At 34.5% G+C, this 18,711-nt stretch carries 13 protein-coding genes; 12 read left to right on the plus strand and 1 reads right to left on the minus strand.

All coding sequences use genetic code 11. The features are described 5' to 3' along the window. Positions 1-126 precede the first annotated feature (126 nt). The 6 genes from topA to porN all read left to right on the plus strand — a co-directional run bounded on the left by topA (position 127) and on the right by porN (position 8,650). Positions 127-2,556: a type I DNA topoisomerase gene (gene topA / locus ACXR6G_RS14265; RefSeq protein WP_458362115.1), complete on the plus strand. Its 2,430-nt coding sequence runs from the start codon at positions 127-129 to the stop codon at positions 2,554-2,556. 257 nt (positions 2,557-2,813) lie between these two features. After that, on the plus strand, positions 2,814-3,731 hold the full coding sequence (locus ACXR6G_RS14270; protein WP_458362116.1) for a PorP/SprF family type IX secretion system membrane protein: 918 nt from the start codon (positions 2,814-2,816) through the stop codon (positions 3,729-3,731). A 45-nt stretch (positions 3,732-3,776) separates the two neighbouring features. Further along, positions 3,777-5,111: a T9SS ring complex lipoprotein PorK/GldK gene (gene porK, locus ACXR6G_RS14275; protein WP_458362117.1), complete on the plus strand. Its 1,335-nt coding sequence runs from the start codon at positions 3,777-3,779 to the stop codon at positions 5,109-5,111. Positions 5,112-5,142: 31 nt separating this feature from the next. Next, on the plus strand, positions 5,143-6,090 hold the full coding sequence (porL, locus tag ACXR6G_RS14280; RefSeq protein WP_458362118.1) for a type IX secretion system motor protein PorL/GldL: 948 nt from the start codon (positions 5,143-5,145) through the stop codon (positions 6,088-6,090). 30 nt (positions 6,091-6,120) lie between these two features. Continuing rightward, positions 6,121-7,674: a type IX secretion system motor protein PorM/GldM gene (porM, locus tag ACXR6G_RS14285; RefSeq protein WP_458362119.1), complete on the plus strand. Its 1,554-nt coding sequence runs from the start codon at positions 6,121-6,123 to the stop codon at positions 7,672-7,674. Positions 7,675-7,801: 127 nt separating this feature from the next. Next, the gene (porN, locus tag ACXR6G_RS14290; RefSeq protein WP_458362120.1) at positions 7,802-8,650 is read left to right on the plus strand and encodes a type IX secretion system ring subunit PorN/GldN; all 849 of its coding nucleotides are present in this window, start codon (positions 7,802-7,804) and stop codon (positions 8,648-8,650) included. A 45-nt stretch (positions 8,651-8,695) separates the two neighbouring features. Here the strand turns inward: porN and ACXR6G_RS14295 are convergent, their stop codons facing one another. Further along, positions 8,696-9,778: a mannose-1-phosphate guanylyltransferase gene (locus tag ACXR6G_RS14295; protein WP_458362121.1), complete on the minus strand. Its 1,083-nt coding sequence runs from the start codon at positions 9,776-9,778 to the stop codon at positions 8,696-8,698. 177 nt (positions 9,779-9,955) lie between these two features. On the opposite strand from ACXR6G_RS14295, the gene ACXR6G_RS14300 reads away from it, so the two are divergent. The 6 genes from ACXR6G_RS14300 (at position 9,956) to porX (ending at position 18,685) form a co-directional block, all read left to right on the plus strand. Beyond that, complete coding sequence (locus tag ACXR6G_RS14300; RefSeq protein ID WP_458362122.1) at positions 9,956-10,696, plus strand: MlaE family ABC transporter permease; 741 nt, start codon at positions 9,956-9,958, stop codon at positions 10,694-10,696. After that, entirely contained in the window at positions 10,693-11,445 is a 753-nt protein-coding gene (locus ACXR6G_RS14305) for an ABC transporter ATP-binding protein (protein ID WP_458362123.1), read from the plus strand. The genes ACXR6G_RS14300 and ACXR6G_RS14305 overlap by 4 nt, the downstream gene beginning before the upstream one ends. A gap of 105 nt (positions 11,446-11,550) precedes the next feature. After that, the gene (locus tag ACXR6G_RS14310) at positions 11,551-12,453 is read left to right on the plus strand and encodes a DUF4296 domain-containing protein (protein WP_458362124.1); all 903 of its coding nucleotides are present in this window, start codon (positions 11,551-11,553) and stop codon (positions 12,451-12,453) included. Beyond that, a complete protein-coding gene (locus tag ACXR6G_RS14315) occupies positions 12,453-13,196 on the plus strand; it encodes an amidohydrolase family protein (RefSeq protein WP_458362125.1) in 744 nt (247 codons plus the stop codon). Before ACXR6G_RS14310 ends, ACXR6G_RS14315 begins: the two co-directional genes overlap by 1 nt. Positions 13,197-13,401: 205 nt before the next feature. Next, positions 13,402-16,965, plus strand: a complete 3,564-nt coding sequence (porW, locus tag ACXR6G_RS14320; RefSeq protein WP_458362126.1) for a type IX secretion system periplasmic lipoprotein PorW/SprE — start codon at positions 13,402-13,404, stop codon at positions 16,963-16,965. Positions 16,966-17,125: 160 nt separating this feature from the next. Beyond that, complete coding sequence (gene porX, locus ACXR6G_RS14325) at positions 17,126-18,685, plus strand: T9SS response regulator signal transducer PorX (protein ID WP_458362127.1); 1,560 nt, start codon at positions 17,126-17,128, stop codon at positions 18,683-18,685. Positions 18,686-18,711 lie beyond the last annotated feature (26 nt).

Below are 18,711 nucleotides of genomic sequence, written 5' to 3' on the forward strand. Positions count from 1 at the left end.
CTTCAAAATAAGACACCTAAAATGAATTGTTTTGAAAATTAGTATCATAAAATTTGGAACTTAGGGTTCATATGTTTTTACTTTGCACAAAATTTTAGAGCACGATTTTCCATAAATATTGATGCGATGGTAGAGAATTTAGTTATTGTTGAGTCCCCTGCAAAGGCAAAAACAATTGAGAAGTTTTTAGGTGATAGTTTTCTTGTGAAGTCCAGTTTTGGGCATATCCGAGATCTTGACAAGAAAGATTTTGGTATTGATATTAAGAATAACTTTACGCCTAAATATGTTGTTTCGACGGACAAAAAGAAAGTTGTAACAGAACTAAAGAAGTTGGCGAAGGAAGCAAAAACGGTTTGGATAGCTTCCGATGAGGACCGCGAGGGAGAAGCAATTGCTTGGCATTTGTTTGAGGAACTTAAATTAAAGAAAGAAAATACAAAACGTATTGTTTTTCATGAAATTACAAAAGATGCGATTCTGAATGCCGTGGAGAATCCACGTCAAATAGATGAGAATTTGGTAAATGCTCAACAGGCTCGTCGAATTCTTGATAGACTAGTTGGTTTTGAGATTTCACCTGTCTTGTGGAAAAAGGTAAAACCTTCTTTATCAGCTGGACGTGTACAGTCAGTGGCTGTTCGTTTGACTGTTGAAAGAGAACGTGAGATCATTGCTTTTGAATCGAAATCATTCTATAAAGTTGTGGCTCATTTCTTGGTCGTAGACAAAGATGGTTCAAATAAAATATTGAAATCTGAGCTGCCAAAACGTTTCGATACAAAGGAAGAAACACTCCTGTTTTTGAAGTCATGTAAAAATGCAGAATATCATATCAATGATGTTGTGAAGAAGCCATCTGTAAGAAAGCCGGCTGCACCTTTTACAACTTCAACTCTGCAGCAGGAAGCAAGTAGAAAACTAGGGTTTTCAGTTTCTCAAACGATGACAGTTGCTCAGCGTTTGTACGAGGCTGGACATATTACCTATATGAGAACAGACTCGGTAAACTTGTCTGAGACAGCTTTAAAGACAGCTAAAGAAGAAATTACTCGTTCGCATGGTGCAGACTATGTGAAGATTAGAAAATATAGTACAAAGAGTAAAGGTGCTCAAGAGGCTCACGAGGCCATTCGTCCAACATATCTTAATAAGGATCGTGTAGAAGGTGAATCAAATGAGAAGCGTCTTTACGATTTGATTTGGAAACGTACTATTGCTTCTCAAATGAGCGATGCTTTGCTCGAGAAGACAAATATCAAAATCAGTATTTCAACAAATGAACAAAAATTTGTTGCGACTGGCGAGATGATTAAATTCGAAGGTTTCCTTAAGGTTTATCTGGAATCGACTGACGATGAGGAGCAAAAACAGGAACAATCCCTTCTTCCACAAGTTAATGTTGGTGATAAGTTAGAAAGTGATTTCATTAAAGCGATTCAGAATTTCACTCATCGTCCTCCACGATTTACCGAGGCAAGCTTGGTTAAGAAGCTTGAAGAACTGGGAATTGGTAGACCATCTACATATGCGCCTACAATTACTACAGTTCAGAATAGAGGATATGTAATTAAAGAATCACGTGATGGTGTTCAACGTCAGTACGAGGTTTTAAATTTGATCGACAACTCGATTGAAGAAGAGGTGAAAAGCCAAATGACTGGAGCAGAGAACAAGAAATTGTTCCCTTCGGATATTGGAATGGTTGTTACCGATTTTCTGGTTAAACATTTCTCAAATATCATGAACTACAACTTTACAGCTGATGTAGAGAAGGAATTTGATGAAATTGCTTTAGGTAACTCAATCTGGTATGAAATGCTTGGGAAGTTTTATTTCCCTTTCCATGAAAATGTTGAGAAAACACTTGAAACATCTGAACGTTCTACAGGAGAAAGGATTCTTGGAGAAGATCCAAAAACAGGCAAAGTTATTCTTGTTCGTATCGGGCGTTATGGGCCAATGGCTCAGCTTGGTGAAAGTGCTGAGGGAGATGAAGAAAAACCAAAATTTGCTAGTTTAAGAACAGGACAGCATCTGGAAACAATTACCATAGAAGAAGCTATTGATTTATTTAAGTTGCCTAGAGATTTAGGGCTTTATGAAGATAAAAAAGTTATTGTCGCAATTGGGCGTTTTGGACCCTATGTTCGTCACGATAGTAAATTCTCATCACTAGAGAAGGATGTTGATGATCCAATGACTATAGATTTGGAGAGAGCAATTGTCTTAATTGAAGAAAAACGTGAGAAGGATCGTTTGAAGCACATTAAGTCTTTCGAAGAAGATGTTGAACTTCAGATTTTGAACGGCCGTTGGGGACCATATATAGCTTATCAAAAAGAAAATTACAGATTGGCTAAGGATACTGATCCAACATCTCTTTCTTATAAAGATTGTTTAAAAATAATTAAGGATACGCCTCAGAAGAAGAAAAAAACAACTGCGGCAAATAAAACAACTGCAGTAAAGAAGAAAGCTCCAGCTAAGAAAAAAGCGACTGCTAAAAAAACGACCGCAACTAAGAAGAAAACTGTTGCCAAGAAGAAAGAATAAATTTTTATTCAAATATTGAATAGCTTAAGAATTCAACGATATATTTCGTTGGATTCTTTTTTTTTGTATTATATTGACAAGCAAATACGAAGAATTTAAAGAAAATTGTATTTTTATATTTAGCTTGTTTGCATGTAAAATATGTGTTTTGTTTGACTAATGCAGTCTCTACTTTGATGAAGCTTGTTTTAGATGGATATTATTACTTACTTTACAACAACCAGATTATCATTAGTACAAAATCTGTTTTTATTTTTATGAGAAAAATATTTTTCATCATATTGGCTGTCGGGATAAGCTTTATGTCTAAAGCTCAGCAAGATCCTCAGTTCAGTCAAAACATGTATAACTTACTCACTTTTAATCCTGCATTTGCAGGAGTTGGTGATGGAATGACAGGATCTATTATCAACCGCCAGCAATGGATAGGCTTTGATGATGCGCCTGTGTCTACGGCTTTTAACGGAAACATTCCATTAAAAATCGGGAATAAAATGCATGGTTTGGGTTTAACAGTAATGAGCGATAAGTTAGGTGTTGAGAACAAAACCAATATAAAATTTCAATATGCTTATCAATTTAAAATATTTAATGGTATTTTGAATGCAGGTTTAAGTGTTGGATTACAGAATAATGCTTTGAAAGGACAGTGGATAGCGTTGGATGATGGAGATGATCTTTTAACTGGAGGAAGCATTGATGCAAGTAAAATGGTTTTTGATGCAGGTTTAGGCTTTTATTATAGAAGTAAAACATTATATTTAGGTGTATCAACAACTCATATCAATAAGCCAAACGTGGCTTACAATGAAAGTATTGAGACCTATTTATATAGACATTATTACTTTATGGGGGGATATAAGCATGCTTTAACCCACCAGATTGATATTATACCGTCGTTTTTTGTTAAAACAGATGCGATAAGTACACAATATGATATCAATACGAATGTTGTGTACAATAAAAAATACCGTGGTGGCGTTTCCTATAGAGTAGACGACGCTTTTGTTTTTTTAGTCGGAATATTATTAAAGAATGGTTTAGATATTGGTGTCGCTTATGATGTTTCAGTATCAGATATTAAGAAGCCTTCTTTAGAATTTATGTTGGCTTATCATTTTACACCAAGTCTAATTAAGCGAAAGCAGAAATATAAGAGTATTCGCTTTTTGTAGAAGAAAATGTATTAAAAATCAGTGTATAGCACGAATCATAGAGTTATGAATAAATTTGTTGTTTTTATCGGAGTTGTTTTTCTATTAGCATTGTCTAGTTGCAGTCGTAGAAACGAAGGTGGCGAATTGGTAGGAGCTTCTCAAAGAGGGAAATATATGGAACCTATTCCTCATGGTATGGTTCTTATTCCTAGTGGAAGTTTTACACAAGGAATTAATGATCAGGATGCAACCTGGGCATTAAATTCACAATCGAAGCGTGTCTCTATCGGGGCTTTCTGGATGGATGAAACTGAGATTACAAATAATGAGTATCGTCAGTTTGTTGAGTGGGTACGTGACTCAATAGCTAGAACCAAATTAGGTGAACAATTTGAAGAATACTTGAATACTGAAGATGAGAATGGAAATCTTATTGAACCTCCAACACTGAATTGGAATAAAGAAATTGAGTGGGATAATGAGGAATATTCTGAACTTCTTGAAGAAATGTATGTCCCTGAACACGAAAGATTCTCTAGCAGAAAAGAAATTGATGCTAGAAAACTAAACTTTTCTTTTCAATGGGTAGATTTTAAACAAGCTGCTCGTTTATCAAACCGTTATAACAACGAAACAGGTGAATACGAAGGACTAGTTGATGATTATCAGGGTGGACGAAAGAGCATTGAAGATAGATCATCTTTCATTATTAAAGAGAGATTGAATATTTACCCAGATACTTTAAGCTGGATTCACGATTTCACATATTCTTACAATGAGCCCTTGGCAGAGCAATATTTCTGGCATCCATCATTCGATGATTATCCTGTTGTAGGTGTGAGTTGGAAACAAGCTCGTGCATTTTGTCGTTGGAGAACAGAATTCCACAATTCTGCACTAAGAAAATATGGAAAATATTCCGTACCAGAATACCGTTTACCAACAGAGACAGAGTGGGAGTACGCTGCTCGAGGGGGTATTTCTCTAAACCTATACCCATGGGGAGGTGATTATACACGTAATGATAAGGGATGCTTTCTGGCTAATTTTAAGCCATTAAGAGGAAGCTATGCTGATGATGGTGGCCATGTTACTTTACCTGTTGGAACCTATGAGGCGAATGGTTATGGCCTTTACGATATGGCTGGTAATGTTGCTGAGTGGACATCTGCTGTTTATGCAGAGTCAGCATATAGCTTTACGCACGATATGAATCCAAACTATCAGTATAATGCACTACCAAGTGATCCTCCAGCTTTAAAAAGAAAAGTTGTAAGAGGTGGTTCATGGAAAGATGTTGGCTACTTCCTTCAATGTGGAGTTTCTAGTTACGAATATCAAGATACGGCTAAATCATTTATTGGATTTAGATGTGTTCGAACTCGTCATATCAAATAATTGAAACTAATAATATCCTAAATAAGTTATTATGAATATTACCGAATTAGTCGAATCTCCTAGGTGGAAAAGATTTATGGGTTATGTGTACGGTTGGGGTGCATCTGTTGTACTCTTGGGTGCACTTTTCAAAATCCAACACTGGGCACATGCAGGTACCTTACTAACTGTGGGTATGCTTACCGAGGTGATCATCTTTTTCTTTTCAGCTTTTGAACCACCACATGAAGAGCCAGATTGGAGTTTGGTTTATCCTGAATTGATTGGTTTGGATCCTAGAGAACGAGCAGGTGGTCTTCAGGTTGAAGGTTTAGACGAATTACAATCATTCCTAGAGAATGTGAGTATTGATTCAAATAAATTAACAAATTTAAGTCAAGGTTTAGGTAAGCTTTCTGATGCTGCAGAGCGTATTTCAGATATGTCAGAAGCTGCTGTAGCCACTGAGGGATATATTGAAACATTAAGAAATGCGAGTGAATCTGTAAGCGTTCTTTCCGAATCGTATAATTCGTCTTCTCAAAATATATCTGAATCGGCGACACAATTGAGTCAATCATACAGCCAATTGGCATCTAATGTTTCAAGTAACGGTCAAGAATTCTCTGATAAAGTTCAAGAATCAGGTGATAAGTTATTGAACACCTACGATGAATTTAAGTCTAGTTTAAACGGCAACTTCACACATATCTCTGAGAGTGGTCAGAATTATGCAGCGTCTATGTCGAGTTTGAATGAAAAACTTTCTTCTCTAAATTCTGTGTTTGAATTGCAATTGAAGCATTCTAATGATCAAATAGATGAAGGACGAAGAGTTCAAGAAAATTTCAATGAAATTGTTGAGAACCTTAATGTGACTCTTGATAACACAAAGGTATATCGTCAAGAAACTGAGGCATTGAATGAACGTTTATCTGCATTGAATTCAGTGTACGGTAATATGTTGAGTGCTTTGGATATTAGTAAGAATAAAAATTAATACTGACTAAGTTTTCTATTTTAAGCTAATATGGGAGCATCGAATTGTAAAGAAACACCAAGGCAGAAAATGATCGGAATGATGTATTTATTCCTGACTGCAATGTTGGCTATAAATGTATCTAACGAAGTATTAGATGCTTTTACTATAATTGATAATGGTTTAGCACAAACTGTTCGAACTTTTGAAGAAAAGAATCAAATTATATACAATGATTTCGAACAAGCATTAAGTGCTAATACCAATAAAGTACAGAAGTCATATGACAAGGCGATTGGAATTCGATCTATGTCAGATGAATTGTGTGATGAGTTACAGAATTATAAGGTAAAGCTCGTTAAAATAGCAGATGGCCCAGAAGGTCGTATCGATTCTATTCAAAAGAAGGATAATATTGATGTTGCTGCTCAGGTAATGATTGTGGGTGGTGAAGGAAAGGAGCTGAAGAAGCGAATCTCAGATTATAGAGAGCATATTCTAGGATTTATCCCTGTAAAGGATAGTACATTTTCTCATGCAATTGCTGAGACCTTAAATACTGATGATCCACCAAAGAAAAAAGCTGATGATCCTGATTATTCTTGGGAGTCTTTACAGTTTGCTCATATCCCTTTGGTTGGTGCAGTCACTCTTTTATCAAAGCTTCAAACGGATATTAGATCAGTTGAATCGGATGCTGTGAAATATTTGTTTAACCAGATTGAGGCAGAATCTTTTCCTTTTAATAAGTTGAAGGCAGAAGTTATTTCTAAATCGAATTTTGTATTTAAAGGTGATACTTACGAGGCTCAGGTTTTTTTGGCTGCAATTGATACCACTCAGAATCCTAGGATTACTTTAAATAGTGGTGGTGAAATCAAAAAATTTGATGCGAATTCTGGGCGAGGTATTTATACCCGAAAAGAAACTGAATTAGGACAGAAATCATGGGGTGGTGTTGTTTATTATACGACACCATCAGGAGAGACTAAAGATTTTCCATTCGAAGCTGAATATATTGTTAGTGAGCCTCAGGTTGTTGTTTCACCAACTAAAATGAATGTATTCTATGCTGGTGTTGATAATCCTGTTAGAGTATCAGCTCCTGGTTTTACAATGGATAATATAAGAGCTACTGTAGATAATGGTAAGCTTATTAAAAAAGGAAAAGGTTATATTGCTCTTCCTAAAGTGGTAGGAAAACTAGCAAATGTGTTGGTTGAAGGGAGAATGGATGGAAAGTGGCGTACACTTAAATCAGTTGAGTTTAGAGTAAAGCCAATTCCAGATCCTGTTGCGATGGTAGCAGGTAAAAATGGAGGTTTAATCAATAAGAATCTATTGGCGATGCAGACTGGTGTTGATGCCGTTATGGATAATTTTGATTTTGACTTAAAATTCAAGATTAAGAGTTTTACGGTTTCAACACAGGTTAAAGGATTTACAAGAGATGAAAAATCAAAATCTGATTATTTTACGCCAGCTCAGACTAAGTTGCTGAAAGGTTTAAGAAAGAATAGGAAAGTTTATATAGAGGATATTAAGGCTGTTGGACCGGATGGTTCAATTCGTAATCTTCCTGCAATATCGTTTAGAATTAAGTAATTCTTAACGTGAGATTTTAAGTATTATCGGTTTATTCAAAATGTCTAAACTGAGTTAATGTAGAATTAGATAGCTTACTCGCATTATAATGAGTAGCAATCGGCCCCAGACATAAAATTATTTACGGATGAAAAAGATTATATTTTTATTAGTCGGTTTAATCATAATGGGAAGCTTTTCTCAATCAAAAGCACAGACAACTCCTACTAGTATCTATTCTAAGGATCATACTAAGAATGAGAGACCCATTCCATATGCTCACATACGTGAGTCGGATGTTATTTTCTCTAAATTAGTTTGGCGTGTTATTAATCTGCGCGAAAAGATGAATCAGCCTATGTATTATCCTACTGTACCGATGGATGATCGATACAGTTTGATTGACCTTTTTATGTTTGGTATTGAAAATGAAGGTTTGACAGCTTATGATACTGAAGATGACGAATTTACAACGCCACTTACTATTGAGGATATTCGAGATAAATTTGGAGCAGGCGTAGATACCGTTAGACAACAGAACAGAGAAACAGGTTTGATGGAAACTAAGATTGTTCCTAAAACAATGTCTACTAATGAGGTAACCAAATACTTGGTAAAGGAACAGTGGTTATTCGATAAGCAGAGTTCAACTTTACAAGTCCGAATTATTGGTTTATGCCCTATTCGTGAGTACGTAAAAGATGGTGATTCTGAACTTGATGGTTTACGTAAAAAGAAAATGTTCTGGATTTTCTTCCCAGAGGCTAGACAATTGTTAGCAACTCACGAGGTATTTAATCCATTTAACGATGCACGAAGATTCTCTTACGATGACTTGTTTATGAAGAGACGTTTCTCTAGTTATATTACACAAGTTTCGAATGTTCATGATAACCGTCCAATTGAATCTTATACCGTAGGTCTTCAAACCATGTTGGAATCAGAAAAGATTAAGAACGATCTCTTAAATATGGAACATGATTTTTGGGAGTATTAAGATATTTTAAAACAAAAAAAAGGAGCCTTTAGGCTCCTTTTTTTTTTAGATGAATTTTTTATTTTTTGAAATTTTAATGTCACCGACAAATGTTTTAATGTCCTGTTCATTTTCCTTTTTGCAAATGAGTAGTGTGTCTTTACTATCAACAATGATGTAATCATTCATTCCCTGAACGACTACAAGTTTTCCTTTGGGAACATTAATTAAGCAGTTTTCAGAATCGTAAATCATGACATGATCACCTTGTACTGCATTTCCAGATTCATCTTTGTTTGATCTATCGTAAAGTGATCTCCATGTTCCCAGGTCAGACCAACCGAAGTCAGCACAGAATACATAGACCTTATCCGATTTTTCTAGTATGCCATAATCAATTGATATGTTTGGGCATTCTGGATATATTTTATCGATAAACCTCTTTTCTGAAGCTTTATCTGTCATGTTCTCTCCTTGAGCAAAAAGGCTATCTACATCAGGTAGGAAAGTTTTAAAAGCGTCATTTATTGCAGAAAGTGACCAAATAAAAATTCCTGAGTTCCAGAAAAAATCTCCAGATTTCATAAAGATTTTAGCCAGATCTAAATTTGGTTTTTCGGTAAAGGTTTTAACCTTTGAAATGCCAAGATCTTCGGTGTTATTTTCTACTTGTATATAGCCATAACCGGTTTCTGGTCGATTGGGCTTTAAACCAAGTGTCAGTAGCTTATTTGTATCCTTCACGTAGTCTAATCCTTCAGTTATCACATTAATAAATTCGATTTCGTTAGTGATGATATGATCTGCAGGTGAAATAATAATACGAGCATTCTCATCTCGTTGTTTTATTTTATAATTGGCATAGGCAATGCAAGGAGCCGTATTTCGCATGATAGGCTCTAGAAGAACTTGCTCAGGTTTTAGCTTCGGAAGCTGTTCCAGAACGATATCTTTGTATTGTTCGTTGGTAACGATATAGTAGTTTTCAGCAGGACAAACAGAACTGAATCGCTCAAAAGCCATTTGAATAAGTGTTTTTCCAGTCCCTAAGATGTCAAGAAATTGTTTCGGACTTTTTTGTTTACTTAGTGGCCAAAATCGGGAACCGATACCACCTGCCATTATGACGCAGTAAATATTTGAATTCATCGTTGAGTGTGTTAAATAACTAAGTTGTGATTAATAAACACAATTGCTTTCTCTAAAATTACGCATTCAATTATTGATATCAAAAATAGATTTGAATGTTTTCTGGTGTTTGGCTTTTTATCATTCTAGGTGGTAATTAAGGGATAATTGTTACTTTTATCATAAAATGTAAACCTTATGAGTTTTATTGAAAGTATAGGGCAATATATTCTTTTTCTGAATAGAGTTTTCTCTAAACCAGAAAGAGGGCGCGTGTTTTTTGCTCAAATTATCAAAGAGATATATAAACTTGGTGTTAATTCTGTTGGCATTGTGGTTATTATTTCTGTGTTTATGGGAGCTGTAATCAGCCTCCAAACGGCCTATAATTTGGTGAACCCTTTATTACCAGACTATCTGGTCGGTTACACAACTCGTGAATCGATGATACTTGAATTTTCGTCCACAATAGTAGGTCTGATATTAGCAGGAAAGGTTGGTTCTAATATTGCTTCTGAAATTGGATCTATGCGAGTTACCGAACAGGTTGATGCTTTAGAAATAATGGGTGTGAATTCGGCAAGTTATCTGGTTCTACCTAAAATTATAGCAGCCGTATTTATTAACCCATTTCTATATGTATTAAGTGTTTTTGTTGGAATTATGGGAGGTTTGTTAGCCAGTTATATGGCCGATACAGTTAGTGTTCCCGATTTTATATATGGTGTTCAGTTTGGGCTTATCCCTTACTATTTAACTTATTCATTGATTAAAACTTTAGTCTTTGCATTTATCATCACCTCAGTACCATCTTTCTATGGTTATTATGTATCAGGAGGAGCTTTAGAGGTTGGTAGAGCGAGTACTAAGGCCGTTGTAAATAGCAGCATCCTTATTTTGTTAGCAAACTTGATTCTTACTCAAATTTTATTGAAATGATAGAACTGAAGAACGTCAATAAATCCTTTGGTGACTTAGATGTATTGAAGGATATATCGATTCAATTTGAGGCTGGTAAAACGAATTTAATTATTGGACAAAGTGGTTCAGGAAAAACTGTTTTATTGAAATCAATCATTGGCTTGCATGAAATCGATAATGGCCATATTTTTTATAACAATCGCGACTTTACGAATATGAACTTCAATGAAAAGAAGCTTATTCGGAAAGAAATGGGAATGGTTTTTCAAGGAGGAGCGCTTTTCGATTCTTTATCTGTTGAGGATAATGTTCGATTTCCACTTGATATGTTCTCTGATATGAACGAAGATGATAAAAGAGAACGAGTGAGTTTTTGTCTAGATCGAGTAGATATAAAGAAGGCTCATAAACTATACCCAGCTGAGATTAGTGGAGGGATGCAAAAGCGGGTTGCCATTGCCAGAGCCATTGCTCTTAATCCAAGTTATTTGTTTTGTGATGAGCCTAATTCGGGTCTCGATCCAGTTACAGCTATTGTGATTGATAAGTTAATTCAAGAGATCACCAAGGAATTCGAGATGACAACGATTATCAATACGCATGATATGAATTCTGTGATGGAGATAGGCGAGAAGATTCTTTTTATAAATAAAGGCGTGAAAGCCTGGGAGGGTTCAAGCGATGAAATTTTCGATACAGAGAACCAATCTTTAAATAATTTTGTATTTGCATCTAATCTTTTTAAAAAGATAAAGAAGGAGCTTTAGTTAATAACTTATATCTGGCAGAATTGCTTCGATTTAAATATTTTAAACAAGTTTCTATGAACTGATTTTTTATCTTTGTCCAAGATAAATTCTGTACTGCATATTATGAATAAACAATCAATAATTCTGCTTCTTGCAACGCTACTTTTATTCTCTTGTTCTAAAGAAGAGGAGAAAACGTATTTGTCAAAGGATGATTTTACTCGAATTCTATTTGACATTCACTTAACTGATGGTGTACTAACCTCAAAGAATATTGTCTCTCGAGGTAAAGAGTATCGCCCGAGTTTTTATTATAATTCGATCTACAAAAAATACAATATCTCGCCAGCTCAGTTTGATTCTTGTGTGAGTTTTTATGCTCAGAATTCTGATTTATATGATAAGATTTATGAGAGGGTAATTGATTCTCTAAATCGTATGGAAACGCAGTTTCGTATAGCTTTGAAAGATTCTTTAGTTGTTCGCGATACCGTGAATTTATGGAAAGGAAGAAGACATTTGTTTTTAGCTCGTGGTCGTCTTGAGGATCTTAGTTTTTCAATTCCTGTTACAGAAACAGGAATTTATACAATTCGAGCCACAGTGAAACGATTCAAGGATGATCAAAGTGAGAAACCATTCTTAAAGGCATATTTCTTGAAAGAAGATTCTCTGAAACAAAGCGAACGACTTCATTTTGATTCTATTCCTATAGATCGATCAGAGGACTTTGTTAAATACGAAACTCAATTGGAGTACTCTGATTCTACTTTTAAAGAGTTAAGAGGCAGTATAATTGCTTGGAGTAATTTGGATAGTAATTTCACTCAGCATATTGAACTGAAAGATATCATGATCTTTAATCCTCAAATAAAGCGTGATTCTATAGGGCTGGATTCAATCGTAAGAATGCAACGATTTGGAAGAAAAGAGTTCGATAGGTATGAAGAATTGGAAGCACCTAGGAAGTTACAAAAAAGGGATATGCCAAGGGAAATTCTAGATAAAGAAGATTTGAAGAAGTAATGAGAAAAATTTCAGCCACTTATATCATCAGTAACGCAGGAACTCCATTGAAGAATGGAATCTTAGTTTTGAATGACGATGATTCTGTTTCTGAACTAATTGATAGAAAAGGGTCAGTTAAAGAAATACAAGATTTAGAATACTATAGTGGTGTTCTTGTGCCTGGTTTTGTTGATGTTTTCACTTTTTTGTCATGGCCTGATATGCATACGGATTTGATCAATTCTAGTGACCTTTCTGAATTATCATTGGGAGAACCTGCCGATGCTCAGATAATACAGAAGGCTATTAACCATTTGGAAGCTTATGGAACCAAAGGAGCAGCCGATTTTTTCCCGACTATGAAAAGTCATGATCTTAAATTGAATTCGAAACTGAGTATTAGGGATATATCTGAAATGAATATAAGTAAGATGTTTCCAGAATTCCCAACTTCAGTTTTGGGTCGATTGTTCTGTAACAATATTTCCTCAGAGAAAGCGTTCTGTATAGGGACAGGTAGTTTAAAAAGTCATCTTAAATTATCAGTTTTTGAAGAGCTTAAGTATTTACAAACGACTATAGGTGATTTAAGTTTAGAGCAACAAATCAAATGGGCATGTTTAAATGGTGCTACTGCTTTAGGTCTCGATCATTTAGGCAGTTTTAAAGTAGGTAAAAAACCTGGCGTTAATTTGATTACAAATCTTGATTACGATCATTTCTGTTTAAAACCAGATAGTAAACTTAAGGTGATTATATAGAGGAGCTCATTGTTTCGTAATCTTTAATATTGGAGACTCTCATAAGATATAAACCTGCTTAATGAATTCTGATATACTTAAGGCTATATAAAAATTAGTTTATAAGGCTGATAGCTAACTAATCTATTTGTATATTGTTTCGTATTTTAAAACAGATTATTGAGGTCTCTGAACCTTTAGTATTTCCCACAAAAATAGAATTGCTTTGAATAAAAGAAAGTTAAATATTGCAATTTTGAGTCTAGCGATTGTACTCTTTTCAATTGCTTGCTCCAACCAAAAAAACACCTTTGTGAGTCGTAAGTTCCACGCTCTTACTACACATTATAATGTATTCTTTAACGGAAAGGAAAGCCTAAAGGCTGGAAAAAAGAAGATTGAGAATGGTATTGAATACAATTATACCAAGATCCTACCCGTTTTTGATTATCAGGATATTAACGCACGAGCTATAGCTGCTGGTGATATAGATAATGCCATTGATAAAGCTACCAAGGCTATAAAATTGCATTCGATTACTAGAAAACCTAAACGTAAAAAAGTAAAACAATCTGATAAGTATAAGGAATTTCGTAAGAAAAAAGAATTTAATAGTTGGATAGAGGATTGTTACTTACTACTTGGTAGAGGTCAGTTTTATAAAGCAGATTATAGAACAGCCGAAAAAGTTCTGGAACAAGGCTTGAAAGATTTCCCAAAATCGAAAATAAAGCATTTGTTTCAGATTGAATTAGCCAGATGTCAAATCGATCAGGAGAATTATTCAGGAGCGATTGCTTTGCTTGAAGAGGTGAGTGCTTTACCTAAATTATCTAAAAAAAACAGATTGGAAATTGCAGCACTTTTTGCTGATATCAGTATTCGAGAGAAAGATTACCTGGCTGCGATCTCGAACCTACGCTCTGCAATTCAGTTGCAAAGTACGAAACATGTTAAAGCGAAGTACTATTATATTTTAGGTCAGTTGTACCTTAAATTAGATCAATCTGACAATGCTTCCGATGCTTTTCTACGCTTAATAAAATTGCATTCTACTTATGAGATGGCTTTTAATGCTAAAATATCGCAGGCGCTAACATACTCAGGTTCTGGTAATGGCCCTGAAATTCGTAGGCAGCTAAATAAGATGCTTAAGGATCAGAAGAATGCTGATTACAGAGATCAGATTTATTATGCTTTAGCAGAAATGGATATGATTGATGGAGATAAAAATACAGCTATCGAGAATTATTGGAATTCGACTAAAGAAAGTGTCGCCAACGATAATCAAAAGGCAATATCATTCATCAAGTTAGCCGATAATTACTTTGCAGATCTGAATTATCAAAAAGCTCAGATCTGTTATGATAGTTCAATGGTTTACCTGGATCAGAATTATCCGAATTATATGAACATATCACTTAGAGTGGGTAATTTGACCAATCTGGTAAACAATCTAAATATTATCGAAAGAGAAGATAGTTTACAGAGAGTGGCAGGTATGAGTGAGAAAGAAAGAGATTTCTTGATAGGTGGCTTAATAGAAAAAGAACTAGAAAAAGAAGAAGCTAAAAGGCTAGCTGAAGCTGAGAATAGAGCTGATAAAACGTTCTTTACTCAGAATAATATGGTTGGAAATTTTAACTCCAATAATTCAACTCAGACACAAGGGAATTGGTATTTCTATAACCCTACAACAGTTGGGCTAGGTAAATCTGAATTTCAACGTAAATGGGGAAGAAGAAAACTCTCGGATAACTGGAGGCGAAAGAACAAATCAATTGCTACAGGTGATAATTTAGATGTTGATATTATTGATGAAGATGGAGATACAAAAGTTATTGTCGATAAAGGGGATCGTAAGAATAAATCGTACTATTTAGTTGATTTACCATTGACAGATGAATTATTAGAGAAATCGAATCAAGAAATAATGGAGGCCTTACACGAGGCATCATTTGTATACTCAGAACGATTGGCTGATAGAGCTAAAGCCATTGAAATTATGGAAGTTTTGCTAAAACGCTTCCCTAATAATCCTTATTTGTTATCTGCTTATTACCAATGCTACTCCTTGTATAAGCAAGGAAATGAATTTACTAAATCAGAATATTATAAAAATAAAATTCTTACCGAATTTGCTGATACAGATTATGCAAAAGCAATAAATGATCCGAATTATTGGGCAAAAATTGAAGCTCAAAATAGGGAGGCTGAATCTTTGTATCTAACTGCCTATGACTCTTTTCAGAATTTCTATTATGAGCAGGTTGTTCGTATTTGCGAACAAGGTTTAAAGAAATATCCTGATTCGAAATTAGAATCAAATTACTTATTCTTAAGAGCATTGTCTATAGGACGAACACAAAGTGTAGAAGATTTTAAAACAGTTCTTCAAGAGCTTCTTGATTCAAAACCAAGCCCTGAAATTGAAGAAGTATCTCGTGGTATTTTGAGTACTCTAAATGCAGGATCTGTTCCTGTACAGTATTCTCAGGAAGATATGAATAGGGCGCGACAAAATCGTTTGTTGATTAACTGGAGAATTGAAGATCAGTTGGCACTTGATATGAAAAATGGGGATAAATATGGATCAGATATAGAAAAAGAATATTTCAAATTCATACCTGACGAAGAGCACTACTTTGTTCTGTTATTCAAGAGAAGAGCAGTCGATCCTAATAAAACGATGTTCAATATTGATCGTTATAACAGAGCTGAGAATAAAAGAAGCTTAAGAACTGATCGCTTATCATTGAATAAAAATGAGGTTATTATTTTGGTTAAAGGGCTTAAGAATAAAGACGAAGCTTTTAATTATTTTAATCAAATTATTGCATCAGATAAAGCTTATAGAGGTTTGGAAAATGTGCCTTATAAAAACTTCTTAATATCGGTATCAAACTTTGAAACAATGAAAAAGGAAGAACTCATAGATGAATATTTGAGTTTTTATAAGAAGCATTATTATCAGAAGAAAGCGGCATTGATAAAGCAAGAGGGGGAATTGATTGATGCAGAAACAAGTGATCAGAATTTTGAAATTGACTCAAAGGATAATCACCGCTTCATTCTATTAGTGCCTTCACGTAAGGTAAATGTGATAGACTTAAAGAATGATGTTTTTAATCATGATAAGGATTTTCGTGCTATAAAAGAACAATACGATGAAACTCATCATATGGTGATTGTCAATAATCTAGGTTCACAGGATTCAGCAATGGATTATTTTAATCAAATTACAAAAGATAAAAAGGTGTTTGATCAGCTAGCTCAAATCGATTACGAGAGCTTTGTGATTGGTGAGAAGAACTTTATGAAGTTTTTTGTGAATAGAAGTTTGAATAAATATCTATCTTTTTTTAGTGAGAACTACATTCAAAAGGCAATCAAAAAGCAAGAGGATAAACCGAAAGTCGTCGAAACTGATAATGGACCTTACCAATATAATGCTAACCTAGCTCACGATTTTGTTCTAATCTTTAAAAAAGAAGGTGTTAATGGCAAAGCTGTTGAAAATGGGATTAAGAAATACAATACAAAAACTTTAAAAACAGAACTTTTATCACTTGATGAAGAGCGTAATATGATTGTTGTTTCTAATATGAGAAATAAGAAACAAGCGATGATGTATTTCCGAGCTATCATATCCAATAGAAATTTGTTTGATAAGATTGAAAAATCAGGATATCGAAATTTTATTATATCGAAGGATAATTTTGAAATGTTCAAAAATTTGACTGATACTGATGAGTATTTGAAGTTTTTTAGCAAACGCTATTTAAATTAAGCTTTCTTAATGCTTTTGTTGAAATATATTGTGGGGTAGGAACGTTACTAATGAAGTAGGACAGGTTGGGGAATTGAAAGCATAAAGAATCTTGTTACTACGATGAATATTAAAGGTAATATTACAATTACCAATTGTAGAACATTAAAAAGATTTGTACGTGAAAGCAATTAAGATACTTTGGGTCGACGATGAGATAGATTTATTAAAACCACATATTATTTTCCTTGAGGGAAAAGATTATATCGTAGAAACCTGCAACAATGCCCCAGAGGCAATAGATATGGTTCGCAATACCCATTATGACTTGGTTTTGTTGGATGAAAATATGCCTGGTATGTCAGGCTTGGAAGCCTTGTCTGAAATAAAGGCGATTGATCTGACCCTTCCCATTGTCATGATAACAAAGAGTGAGGAAGAAGATATTATGGACGAGGCAATTGGAGGTCATATTAGTGACTATCTGATAAAACCCGTAAATCCGAAGCAAATTCTTCTTAGCATCAAGAAAAATACAGATAAAAGGCGATTAGTATCTGAAAAAACCACCTCTGCTTATCAGTCCAGATTCTCACAATTGGGAATGGAAATAAATGATTGCAGAAGTTTTGACGATTGGAAACAAGTCTACAAAAAACTGGTTTTCTGGGAACTTGAATTGGCTGGAATTGAAGATTCTGGTATGGATGAGGTACTCAAGATGCAGAAATCCGAAGCCAACAATTTATTCGCTCGCTATATAAAGAAAAACTATCTGGATTGGATGAATTCCGATACCATAGATAAGCCTTTATTTTCGCACAATGTTTTTAAGAAAAAGGTTTTTCCGCTCTTAGATAAAGGGGATAAGGTTGTTTTTATTTTGATCGATAATTTACGTGTGGATCAGTGGCAAATCTTGTATCCAATTATTAGTGAGTATTTTGTAATGAAGGATGATGATATGTATTGTTCTATCTTACCTACTGCTACGCAATATGCGCGGAATGCAATGTTTTCAGGCTTGATGCCATTAGATATTCAAAAGCAATACCCTGCACTGTGGATTAATGATGATGAAGATAGCAGTAAAAATTTACATGAAGAGGAACTCATAGGATTGCATTTAAAGCGAAAGTTTAAAGATGTTAAATTTAATTATGAGAAGGTTAGTTCTAAAAAATCAGGAGCCAAAATTCTCGATAATTTAAGCACACTTTTGAATTCTCAGTTGAATGTCTTTGTTTATAATTTTGTGGATATGCTATCTCATGCACGTACCGAAAGTGAGATGATTCGTGAATTGGCAAATGATGAGGCAGCCTATCGTTCGTTGACCGCTTCCTGGTTTGAACATTCTCAATTACTAGAACTAATTAAGAAATTATCGGAGCAAAATATTAAGCTTGTTATCTCAACAGATCATGGTGCTATTCGAGTACAGAATTCTGTAAAAGTGATTGGTGATAGACAGACGAATACCAATTTAAGATATAAGCAAGGTAAAAATTTGAATTACAACCCCAAACACGTTTTTGAAGTTACCAAACCCTCAGAGGCTCATTTACCACAGATGAATATGAGTTCTTCTTACATCTTCGCCACAGGAGAGGATTTCTTGGCTTATCCGAACAATTATAATTACTACAGTTCATATTATAAAAATACATTTCAGCATGGAGGCATTTCGATAGAAGAAATGTTAATTCCTTTAATAACTTTAAGCCCTAGGAAAAAGTAAATGCTTTTTCTACAATTGTATTACGA

It is taken from the genome of Ancylomarina sp. YFZ004, from assembly GCF_054254355.1.